The following is a 10,767-nucleotide window of genomic DNA, read 5'->3' on the forward strand; positions in this document are numbered from 1 at the left end:
AGCTCAAGGCCGTTCTCGTGGCGGCTGACCCGGCGCTTCGGGAGTCTCTGGCCGGGCTGAGCAACCCCAAACTTATCCGCCGGTGTTCGCAGCTGGGGCCGGCGCAGGGCACGGGGCCGCAGGTGGCATCCCGCCACACGCTGCGGTTGCTGGCCAGGCGGATCCTGCACCTCACCGAGGAGATCAACGACCTCACGGCCCGAATCAGTACCGCGATCGGCGCTTGCGCGCCCGACCTGCTGGGCCTCTACGGCGTCGGTCCCGATACTGCTGCTGCCTTGCTGACAGCAGCTGGCGACAACCCCGACCGCTTGGCCAGCGAGGCATCGTTTGCCGCTCTCTGCGGCGCCAGTCCCGTGGAGGCATCGTCCGGAAAGACCCAGCGACGCAGGCTCAACCGCGGCGGCGACCGCCAGGCCAATTCAGCGCTCCACACCATCGTCATCGCCCGCCTGCGCTGGGACACACGCACCCGTTCCTACGTGGAACGACGGGTCACCGAGGGCAAGACACGACGCGAAGCCATCCGCTGCCTCAAACGCTACGTCGCTCGCGAGATCTACCAGGCCCTCCTCACATCCAGAAGGCGATCCGCAGCACCAATGCCCGCTCGTTGACATCCATAGGGGCATCAAGCTGGCCGTGCGCTACGAGGCGACCGTTTTGGTAGTCGCGATCAACGAGTGGCTGTGACCTGCGATGTCAGCTCAAGCTGCGGCGTGCGGCAGCGAGGAACTCCGCCTTGAACGGCTCCAGGCGCTCGGCCAGGCTCGTTCCGGCCCCCTCTTGCCAGACCGCCTGATTCAAGGCGCGGGCATAGGCGGTCGTCGGTGCGTGAAGGCCGGAGGCGCACAGTAGATGGACGCCGTTCTCGGATATGCGCAGGCCGTCGATGGTCGGCCTGGCCGTCCGGTACCACTCATCACCGACCTCCCACTGGGGCGGTCGTGCATGAGCCACGCCCTCGGTCTCCAGGGCGAACCGGACGAACTCCAGCACGGTCCTGATTTGCTCGGCACGTCGCTCCTCCGCCAACGCCGCAGCTCGTCTTTGTTCCTCGGCCCGGTCGGCCGCCCGCTGCGTTGTGCGCTGGGTCAGATACGTCAGCGCACCTCCCACAGCCACACCGACCATCGAAACCGCGGGCGTCCACAGATCTCCTGCCATGGCCGACTACTACCAGCACCTGCCAACCGACCGCTGCCGATCTTGCGAGGCAGACATACTCGCCCAGATGTCGAGCCGTCCCGAGATCCACTTCCGAAACACGCCCTAGGCGAACGCGCCCTGGAGTTGCTCGGCGACGCGTCCGGCGCCGTCATCGCTGACCACGGCCTGATGTACTGGTTCATCCCCTCGGGTCACGCCCAGTACTGGAGGCGTCTCCACAAGGGCATCCACGCTCTCGGCACGCACGGTGCCGAGGTCACCTACGTCGGTGTGCCGCCGACGGACTGGATGGAGGGTCCGCGCCTGCACTGGCGGATCCCGGCGGGCCCTGATGGACGCCTGACCACCGATCCTCACCTGCGGCGCCTGGCGATGGCCCGGGCGGTCGCCGCCGAGGAGGCGGTGGGCCGGTGACGATCCAGATCTGCGCTCGCTGTCAGCGGCCGACGGGCAGGCCGGTCGTCGTCGCGATCGGGTACGGCGCGAGTGCCGGTGGTGGCGTCGTCTACGCCCGCCCGGGCGAATGCGCCGCGAGCTTCCCGAAGCAGCGCGACCCGTTCGAGCAGACCTCCCTGGCCCGCGACGTCCCCGTCAGGGGGCAGCGATGACAGCCCGCCCGAGCCGACGGCATGGAGTCGGTTCGGGGCCGGCGCGGACGGGATCGGCCGTGGAGAGCGGCCTTCGGACACGTCAGATGGTGGGGTCCTGGTAGCTGAAGCCGCTCCAGGAGGTGGTGCCGCCGAGGGTGGTGACCGTGATGGTGATGTTGTCGGCGGCGGGGTGGGGCGGGGCGATGGCGGTGACCGTGGTGTCGGAGACGACGGTGAAGGGAGCGACGACGCCGTCGAAGGTGACCTGGTCCGTGGTGGCCAGGCCGGTGCCCGTGAGGGTGACGTCGGTGCCCCCGGCGGTGCGTCCGGTGGTGGGGACCGCACCGGACACGGTGGGTCCGGCTACGTAGGTGAAGGTGAGACCGCCTGCGGTTCCGCCGGGTGTGACGACGGTGACCGGTACGGGGCCGGGGGCGGAGGCGCTGGGGACCGTGACGGTGATCGCGGTGTCGGTGACGGACTGGATGACGGCCTGACGGGAGCCGAAGCGCACGGCCATGGCGCCCGAGAGGTTGACTCCGGTGATGACCGCGGTGCCTCCGCCGTTGACCGGACCCATCGCGGGTCCTGCCCCTCCATAGGGGTTGCTGGTGGTGCTGATGCCGGACAGCAGCGGGGCGGGGCGGTAGACGAAGGTGCCGAAACCGGCGGTACCACCGGGGGTGGTGACCGTCACCGGGACCGCGCCCGATCCGGGCGGGGTTCTGACGGTGATCGAGGTCGCGGTGTTGGAGAGGATCGTGGCCGCGGCGCCGCCGAAGTGCACCGCGGTGGCGGCTGCCAGGTTGTGACCGCGGATGGTCACGATGGTCCCGCCCCCGGTGGTGCCCTGACCGGGCATCAGGGTCAGTGCGATCACGCTGACGGTGTTGTCGGCGCTGTTGGTGACGTACAGGCGGGACGAGTCCGGGGAGACCGCGACGCCGATCGGGCTGTTGCCCACCGGGATGCTGTCGACGGCGGTGTTGGTGGCGGTGTCGATCACCGTGACGGTGTTGGCGCTGAGATCGGCCACGTAGACGGCGGTCCCGTCCGGGCTCATGGCCACCACACGAGGGCCGTTGCCCACGGGGATGGCGGCGGTCACCGTGTTGGTCACGGTGTCGATTACCTTGACTGCGTTCTCCCCGGCGACGCTGACATAGGCGCGGGTGCCGTCCGGTGTGAGGGCGACGAGGATGGGTACGTCACCGGTGAGGATGCTCGCGCTGACGGTGTTGGTGGCGGTGTCGATCACGGCCACGGTGCCGTCGCCGGCGTTGGGCACGTAGACCCGGGTGCCGTCCGGGGAGACCGCTGCCCCGGTCGGAAGGCTGAGGCCGGTGATGGTGGTGGTGACCGAGTTCGTGGCGGTGTCGATGACGCCGACGACACCGGCGGTCTGGCACGTGACGTAGGCGCGGGTGCCGTCCGGTGTGAACACGGCCTGGACGGTTCCGGCACCGACCGGGATGGTTGTCGTGAGGACGTTGGTGGCGGTGTCGATCACACCGACGCCGCCGGTGTCGAACAGGGTTACGTACGCGCGGGTGCCGTCCGGCGGGAAGGACAGCAGGCTCGGTCCACCGGGCGCGGCGATGGTCAGGGTGACGGTGTTCGTGGCGGTGTCGATGACGCTGATGTCGTCCGAGGACTGGTTCGCGACGTACGCCCGTCCCCCGTCCGGGGTCAGCGTCACGCCCAATGGCGAGCCGCCGACCGGGATGGTGGCAACGGACGGCGTCAGCAGCAGGGTGCTTCGCCGTGCGACGGCGTCGGTCGCCGACAGGGTCTGGGGATCGGCCAAGAGCAACATGATGGGGTCCTCTCCGAGGGCAAATCTGCCGAGAAGTCCGGCCCCGGGCGAAGAACGCAAGCCCAGGGCACCCCGCCGGTTCTCCTGCTCACAGTGATGCACAGCGTCAAACGGATGACAATCGTCGACCGGACGACATCAACCGGACAGCCGAGCGCACGATGCTTCCCCGCCCTATCCCTGTGGACCGTCGTCGGGCGCCGTCGTGCCGGGGCGGATTGCGTGCGCCGGTCATACACCATGCGCCCGTCGGTACCTCCGCGCCTCCGCGCCTCCGCGCCTCCGCGGCTTCAGGTGGCCAGCTGGTCCGCCACCGCCCGGTAGTGGGTCAGGCCGTGGGCGACATGGTGCTGGGCGCTTTCGCGGGCCGTCCTGCCGTCCGTGCCGGGGCGACGGTGGCGAGCATTGCGTCCAACGGGTGGTCGTACGGGGCGCCCGTGGTGAGGAGGAAGCGGACCTGGTTCCGCAGGATGCGCAGCGAGGTCCTCGTCGCGGTACGGCAGCCTGGCGACGAGTGCGTCCACGTGTGTGTCAGCGAGTTCGCGGCTGACGGCTCCCCGGTCCAGCAGGAGGTGTATCTGACGCTCGGGGTACGGGTCCGACCGGATGGTCAGGTCGAGGAGGGTCTGACCGGAGGTTGGCGGCGTTGATGTCGGCGCCCGCGTCGAGCAGGGACCACAGGTGCTCCAGTGCTCGTCACCGTCGGCCCGGCGGGCGGCGGTGGCGAACTGGGGGGGGCGTTTACCTGGAAGTTCCCGGGAGTTCCCGCGCGAGTGTGCACTGGTTGTGCACTGGGTCCGCTTGCTGGCACCCCCTCCCAGCCCGCTGAGCGGGGGTGCCTTCGCATGACCAGAGAGCGCCGCCGGCTCGGTCAGGGCATCGCTCAGACGAAGTGGGGGCCGCGAGGGAGAAGCGACTGGGGGAGCCTCGACCTCTGGTGTCGCCGAATGCCTGACGAAGCGGAGATGCTCCTGCCGGTGTGTACCGCAGGTTGGTGCCTTCGGCAGGGCGCCACACAGAAGGATGGTCGTCCCCACCTGCGGAATTTCGTCGGCAGGCTGGTGATCAAGGGGAGTTTTGAGCCCGCCGCCCTGCCGCAGCGGGGGACGGACTAATGGTTGGTGAGGGGTCGATACATGCCAACAGGGGTACGAACGCTTCCTTGGAGCGGGAGGTAACTCTTCGCGCGGTAACACTAATCATGGCCGCGGTGGTGGGGCTGACGTTCTTGTTCGGCTTCGGCAACGTATGGACTCTTGCAGTCCGGTTGGGCGTGCCGCCGTGGGTGGCCCCCCTGGTGGCCCCTGCGGTGGATCTTTCTGTGCTGGGCTTGCTGCTGGGCACCCGATACCTCGCGCTGCAGGGTGCGAATCGGGAGCAGCTCCGGCCGGCACGTCGGTTGCTGGTCTTTTCCAGCCTGATGACCTTGGCATTGAACGTGACGGATCCGCTGCTTGCCGGCCAGAACGGCAAAGCTGCTTTTGACGCGGTTGGGCCGTTGCTGTTGATCGGTTGGGCCGAGGTGGGGCCAGGACTTCTGCAGGCCATCAGTGGTCTTGACCGTGAGAAATCACCTGAGTCTCAAGGAGCTCAGGAGTGCTCTGTGGAACAGACTGAGGCGATGATTGCGCCGGAGAGCATCAACATTGATCAAAAGCAAATGAACGTTCTGTCTTCGAGTGAGGTGGACCATCGCACTCAGCACGGATCCGATGGGGAGGATCTTCTGGAACGTGCGCTGGCAGAAGACGCCTGGCATTGGGAGACTTATCAACGGCCGATTTCAGCAGAGACGCTGCGGAAGCGGTTGCATGTCGGGGCGGTCAGATCCCGGATGCTGGTCGCCGTAGTGCGCTCGACAAGGACCGGTCATCTGACGAACAAGGCAACTCGTCCCCAACCTGGTCCTGATTGCGCAGATGGCGCAGAAGAAGGCCCAACGCTTGCATAATTAGGCGGCCTTGCCGCGGACTGGGGCCTGGTGCTGCAATGATTGGCTCAGCACCGTGCTGGCCTGGTATGCCCGCCCCAACCGGACCATCGCCATCGACGGCGTCCTCAACCCGAAGGCCGAGCGATCGGATTTGCCAGCGCCCTAACGTTGCTATGAACACGCCACGCCGTCGTCGCGGCGTTCTTCGCCCTCGCCGACGCGGCCATCGCTATCTGAGGCCTGGGTCACCCCCCGCAGGGACACCAAGTCTCCTGGACGCCCAGGGCTCACTCATCTATCCGCGTGACCTCTTAATCGTCTAGCCCAGCAGGTGGCGGATACCGCTGGTTGAATTCCGTGAAATCCTTGAGGTCGAGAACGATAAAGATCCCGGTTCGGCCACCGCGGGGGTACTTTCGCGAACCACCAAGGGCGATGTCGACCTCTTGGAAAGGATCCGCCGCGGGACCGCTGCCGGGTATTTAATCAGCCCTAGAGGGTTTCCATCTACTTAAGCGTTCCGTTATTTCTCCTGCTCGCTTGGTGAGTGGAGTGCTAAGACGAGCGGCACTGAGAGCACCGCGTCGGCGTTGTGAATATTGCTGGACTGATGTCACCCCGGGACCTTGTTGGCGGTCGTCGCGTTGTCCACTTTTCGATCTCAGCAGGGCTGCGACAGCAGGCAGGCGCTGTGTCTGCCATGCTCAGACGTGTCCGTTGCGATCCCACCAGGGTTGATGACGGGCGCCCCCACGGACCGCGGGAAATTGCGGAGGCGATGGGGATGTTACGACCCCACCAGGGGTGATGACGGGCGCCAAGCGCGAACGCCGCGTATCCATCGTCGCCGACCTGTTGCGACCCCTCCAGGGGTGATGACGGCACGGCGGCCGGTTACGCCAGGGTGCGGCAGATGTTGTTGCGACCCTTCGGGGGGCACAACGCGTTACCGCTCTGACCTGGGGTTTCTCCCCCGGGGAGGGCTCCCACTCGGCCTCGGATTCCTCGTCCGGGGCCGTTTGCGTGAGCGGACGTCGTATGCCGCGGGTCGGGCAGGGTGCCGCAACCGGACCGGACAGGGCAGCTTGCCGACAAGTGCAGGGCTGTGGCCAGTACGGGTGAGACTCTTGGCACGCACCGAAGCCCCCGGGCCCTGACAGATGTGCTTGGCCGCGCGGAGCCCGGATGAGGCATAGAGGGATTTTGCTACAAGTTCCGAAATTTCACTGTGACCGATCCGCGATGCCACGGCAACCCGCCACCTCTACGGTCGCTGCCACGCCGTAAAGGCACTATCACGCCGATCACGTCCCCTGGGACCGAATTCGCTACTTTCCCCGAAATCCCCCACTGTGCTCAGCGCCCATGAGACAGGAGCCCAGCGTGTCCCACCCCTCCAGACGCGGTGTCCTACGGCTGACCGCCGGCACAGCTCTCCTCGGCAGCTTCGCCCTGGCAGGCTGCGGTCGCGGCAGTGACAACGCTGCGACCGCCGCCACCGCCAAGCCCGTCGACAACTCCCCGGCCAAGGGAACCGTCAACGTCTGGGCTGCCCAGGGCGATGCCAACGTGCTCGACAAGGTCATCAAGCCCTTCAAGGCCGCCAACCCCAAGCTCACGGTGAAGTTCACGCTGATCCCGAACGCCGAGTACTACACCAAGCTCCAGTCGGCGATCGCGGCGGGCAAGGGGCCCGATGTCGCCCAGTTCTTCCCCGAGTCGCAGGCGCAGTTCCTCGATCCGTCCATCCTGCGGCCCGTCCCGAAGGGCCTCGTCGACCCGTCCGCCTTCTTCACGAGCCTGTGGGACGCCGGTGTGGTGAAGAACGTCGCCTACACGGTGCCCTGGTACGCCTACACCTACGCGCTCGTCTACCGCTCCGACCTCGCCAAGAAGGCAGGTGTCAAGGCGCCGACGACATGGGACGACGTGGTGCCGTTCTTCAAGGCGTTGCAGCGCGCCGGCGCCGGGCACGGGCTCGGGGCGGACATCGGCTGGGACGTCTTCAACGGCCAGGACGTCGCGATGTACGCCTGGCAGGCGGGCGGCTCGCCGCTCTCCTCCGGCGGAAAGTGGACGCTCGACACGCCGGCGATGGTCGACGCGATCAAGTACAACGCGTCGTTCTTCACCTCGGGCATCGCCGACACCAGCGGGCCCACGTTCCTCGACGCGCAGCCGTACTTCGTCTCAGGCAAGACCGCCTGCATGATCACGGGCCCATGGGTCATCGGCCAGTTCGACGCGGTCGCGAAGAAGACCGGCTGGACGGCCTCCAACGTCGCCACCGCACCCCTGCCGGCCGGATCGTCGGGCAGTGTCTCCTTCTCCGCCGGAGGCAGCTGGGGCGTGCTCGCCGACAGCGGTAACGCGGACGCGGCCTGGAAGCTCATCCGGTACATCTCCAAGCCGAGCACCCAGGTCGCGCAGTACAAGGCGTACAGCTCGTTGCCGGCCGTCGCTTCCGCCTGGGCCAACCCGGCCATCGCGGGCCAGCCGCTGCTGGACGCCTTCCTCTCGCAGCTGAAGAACACCCGGGCGTTCCCGCAGGTGAGCACCTGGCAGCAGGTCGCCACCCGGCTGGGCAAGGAGATGGAAGCCGTGGCCAAGGGCAAGGGGACCGCCGCGAAGGCCGCTGCCAACGTCCAGGCGTACGCCGAGAGTCTCGGCACGGGCAAGGGGTGATCCCCGGATGACCGCCACCATCGGGCCGACGACACCGCGCGGTGCGCGTCGGCCCCGGGGCGCCCGGCGGACGGCTGTCGCCTGGCTGTTCCTCGCACCGTTCGCCCTGGTGTTCCTCCTCTACACGGCGATACCCACCGTCGCCGCGCTCGGGTTCAGCCTCACCGATCTGCGCGGCACGGACCTGCGGCATCCGCTCGTCGTCAACTTCACCGGAATCCAGAACTACCTCCGGCTGCTGGAGGACCCGAGCTTCCTGCGGGACATCCTCAACACCGTCCTGTTCGTGGCCGTCGGTGTGCCGTTGACGATGGGGATCGGGTTCGCGCTCGCCCTCGTGCTCAACTCCGGCATCCGGCGGCTGCGCGGCACCTTCCGTACCGTCTTCTTCGCACCGGTCGTCACGAACGTCGTGGCCGTCGCTATGATCTGGCAGTACGCCTTCAACGCCAACGGCACCGTCAACAAGGTGCTCGGTGCCGTCGGTTTCGCCGGGCCGAACTGGCTGGACGACACCCACCTGGCCATGCCCGTGGTCATCGCCCTCGGTGTCTGGCGCAACTTCGGCATCGCGATGGTGCTGTTCCTCGCCGGTCTGCAGGCGGTGCCGCACGACGTGTACGAGGCCGCCTCCCTAGACGGGGCCGGCCGGTGGCGTCAGCTCAGGCACATCACCCTGCCGTTGCTGATGCCGACCACGCTGATGGTGTCGGTGCTGCTGACCGTCTTCTATCTCCAGGTGTTCGACGAGCCGTATCTGCTCACCGACGGTGGCCCGCTGGGTTCCACCGAGTCGGCGGCGCTGTACACCTACCACCAGTTCGGCGTCGGCGAGTTCGGCGTGTCCTCGGCGGCGTCCTTCGTGATGCTCCTGCTCGTGACGTTGGTGAGCATCGTCCAGTTCCGAATGCTGAGGCCTCGCACATGACCACCATCGCCGCTCCGCGGAATGCCGAGATGACAGGCGAACGGACGCACATGCGCCGCCGGTCCGTCGCCCGTCCCCTGCTGTACGGCGCGCTCGTGCTGTGCGCGCTGCTCACGATGCTGCCGTTCGTCTGGGTGACCAGCGGGTCGCTGCGCAGCCTTGACGAGATCCGCTCCGACCCCGGCGCCTGGCTTCCGCGGCACGTCACCCTCGACAACTTCGTACGGCTGTTCCAGACCGAGGGCTTCGGCCGGTTCCTGGTCAACAGCATCGTGGTCGCGGTCATCGTCGTCGCCGGCAACATCGTGGCGGCGTCGGCCGCGGGTTACGCGCTCGCCAAGCTGGACTTCGCGGGCAAGCGGATCGCGTTCGGCGCGGTCATGGCGGCGATGATGGTGCCGTTCACCACGGTGTTCGTGACCCAGTTCGTGATCACCGTCGACCTGGGTCTGGCGGACACCCTCACGGGTATCGCGCTGCCCTCCATGGCCCTGCCGCTGTCCGTGTTCATCATGCGGCAGTACGCCCTGTCGGTCCCCGACGAACTGCTGGAAGCGGCCCGGATCGACGGGGCGGGCGAGTACCGGATCTTCTTCCGGATCTTCCTGCCGCTGGCGGGCCCCGCCGTCGCGACGATAACGATCATGTCGTTCCTCTACTCGTGGAACAACTTCATCTGGCCGCTCATCGTCGCCCAGAGCACCTCCAGCTACACGCTGCCGGTGGGCCTCGCCGCCACCAGCCAGGCCGCCGCGCACGTCACCGACTACGGCCTGATGCTCGCCGGTGCGATCGTCGTGATGCTGCCGGTCCTCGTCCTCTTCCTGTTCCTGCAGCGCTACTTCGTGCAGGGCATCTCCGGAACGGGAATGCGGTGACCGTGGTGGATGTGGTGGATGTGGTGGACGTGGTGGAGGCTCCTGCGGGTACGGTCATCGGCCGCCGTACCGGCGGGGTACGGCGTTTCCTCGGCATCCCGTTCGCCGAAGCACCCGCGGGTGCGCGGCGGTTCGCGGCGCCGATGCCACGCGGCCGGTTCACGCAGCCGTACGACGCGTCCCGGCACGGTGCCACCTCGCAGCGCGTGCCGCTGTTCGCCACGACCACCATTCCGGAGCCGTCGGTGCCGGGCGACGACGTACTGAACCTGAGTGTGGTCGCCCCCGCGAACGGTGTGTCATGCCCGGTGCTGGTGTGGATCCACGGCGGCGGCTTCCTCGCGGGCAGTCCGGCCAGTCCGTGGTACGACGGCCGCGCCTTCGCCCGCGACTCAATCGTCACCGTGACGCCCGGCTACCGGCTCGGCGTCGACGGGTTCGCCCCGCTGGACGGCGTACCCCCGAATCTCGGGCTGCGCGACCTGCTGCTCGCGCTCGACTGGGTGCGGGAGAACATCGCGGCTTTCGGCGGTGATCCGGGCCGGGTCACCGTCGCCGGCCAGTCGGCGGGAGGCGGGGCGGTGCTCGCGCTGCTCTCCTCGCCCCTCGGCAGTGGTCGCTTCCACCGAGCGGTCAGTGTGTCCGGCGGCTTCTTCGAGGTGGGCGCGGACGCCGCGCGCTCCTTCGCTGGGCGGCTCGGTGACCGGCTCGGCGTGGGGCCCGCAGCGCCCCGCGGGCGGGGGCCCCACGGGCGGGGCGATGAGGAC

At 67.9% G+C, this 10,767-nt stretch carries 11 protein-coding genes; 9 read left to right on the forward strand and 2 right to left on the reverse strand.

The window, feature by feature from the left end:
• The coding region (locus ACFXB5_RS49745) for a transposase (RefSeq protein ID WP_385221709.1) at positions 1-617 on the forward strand (617 nt) is incomplete at its 5' end.
• 85 nt (positions 618-702) lie between these two features.
• On the opposite strand, the gene ACFXB5_RS49750 is transcribed toward ACFXB5_RS49745, so the two are convergent.
• Positions 703-1,125: a hypothetical protein gene (locus ACFXB5_RS49750; RefSeq protein ID WP_385221712.1), complete on the reverse strand. Its 423-nt coding sequence runs from the start codon at positions 1,123-1,125 to the stop codon at positions 703-705.
• 168 nt (positions 1,126-1,293) lie between these two features.
• Between ACFXB5_RS49750 and ACFXB5_RS49755 the strand changes: the two genes are divergently transcribed.
• Together ACFXB5_RS49755 and ACFXB5_RS49760 are read left to right on the forward strand one after the other, a co-directional pair.
• Entirely contained in the window at positions 1,294-1,584 is a 291-nt protein-coding gene (locus ACFXB5_RS49755) for a hypothetical protein (protein WP_385221715.1), read from the forward strand.
• The gene (locus tag ACFXB5_RS49760; RefSeq protein WP_385221718.1) at positions 1,581-1,778 is read left to right on the forward strand and encodes a hypothetical protein; all 198 of its coding nucleotides are present in this window, start codon (positions 1,581-1,583) and stop codon (positions 1,776-1,778) included. The genes ACFXB5_RS49755 and ACFXB5_RS49760 overlap by 4 nt, the downstream gene beginning before the upstream one ends.
• An 82-nt stretch (positions 1,779-1,860) precedes the next feature.
• Here the strand turns inward: ACFXB5_RS49760 and ACFXB5_RS49765 are convergent, their stop codons facing one another.
• Positions 1,861-3,576 (reverse strand): IPT/TIG domain-containing protein, encoded by a 1,716-nt coding sequence (locus ACFXB5_RS49765; RefSeq protein WP_385221721.1) that lies wholly within the window; start codon positions 3,574-3,576, stop codon positions 1,861-1,863.
• Positions 3,577-3,899: 323 nt separating this feature from the next.
• Here ACFXB5_RS49765 and ACFXB5_RS49770 point away from each other — a divergent pair, with 323 nt between their 5' ends.
• From ACFXB5_RS49770 to ACFXB5_RS49795, 6 genes are all read left to right on the forward strand, one after another.
• Positions 3,900-4,226 carry a hypothetical protein gene (locus tag ACFXB5_RS49770; protein ID WP_385221724.1) on the forward strand — a complete coding sequence of 109 codons (327 nt, stop codon included), beginning with the start codon at positions 3,900-3,902 and terminating at the stop codon, positions 4,224-4,226.
• A gap of 551 nt (positions 4,227-4,777) precedes the next feature.
• The gene (locus ACFXB5_RS49775) at positions 4,778-5,527 is read left to right on the forward strand and encodes a SpdA protein (protein ID WP_385221727.1); all 750 of its coding nucleotides are present in this window, start codon (positions 4,778-4,780) and stop codon (positions 5,525-5,527) included.
• A 1,365-nt stretch (positions 5,528-6,892) separates the two neighbouring features.
• Complete coding sequence (locus ACFXB5_RS49780) at positions 6,893-8,194, forward strand: extracellular solute-binding protein (RefSeq protein ID WP_385221730.1); 1,302 nt, start codon at positions 6,893-6,895, stop codon at positions 8,192-8,194.
• Positions 8,195-8,201: 7 nt separating this feature from the next.
• Positions 8,202-9,122 (forward strand): carbohydrate ABC transporter permease, encoded by a 921-nt coding sequence (locus tag ACFXB5_RS49785; protein ID WP_385221733.1) that lies wholly within the window; start codon positions 8,202-8,204, stop codon positions 9,120-9,122.
• A 29-nt stretch (positions 9,123-9,151) separates the two neighbouring features.
• Positions 9,152-10,000, forward strand: a complete 849-nt coding sequence (locus tag ACFXB5_RS49790) for a carbohydrate ABC transporter permease (protein WP_385221736.1) — start codon at positions 9,152-9,154, stop codon at positions 9,998-10,000.
• The coding region (locus ACFXB5_RS49795) for a carboxylesterase family protein (RefSeq protein WP_385221739.1) at positions 9,997-10,767 on the forward strand (771 nt) is incomplete at its 3' end. The genes ACFXB5_RS49790 and ACFXB5_RS49795, both read left to right, overlap by 4 nt.

The sequence above is a fragment of the Streptomyces sp. NPDC059455 genome (genome assembly GCF_042750115.1).
Classification (GTDB): Bacteria; Actinomycetota; Actinomycetes; order Streptomycetales; family Streptomycetaceae; genus Streptomyces; species Streptomyces endocoffeicus.

Excerpts from the sequence above, each read along its gene's own strand:
- ACFXB5_RS49765 (WP_385221721.1), bottom strand. The coding sequence starts at position 3,576 with ATGTTGCTCTTGGCCGATCCCCAGACCCTGTCGGCGACCGACGCCGTC.
- ACFXB5_RS49775 (WP_385221727.1), top strand. The coding sequence starts at position 4,778 with ATGGCCGCGGTGGTGGGGCTGACGTTCTTGTTCGGCTTCGGCAACGTA.
- ACFXB5_RS49785 (WP_385221733.1), top strand. The coding sequence starts at position 8,202 with ATGACCGCCACCATCGGGCCGACGACACCGCGCGGTGCGCGTCGGCCC.
- ACFXB5_RS49790 (WP_385221736.1), top strand. The coding sequence starts at position 9,152 with ATGACAGGCGAACGGACGCACATGCGCCGCCGGTCCGTCGCCCGTCCC.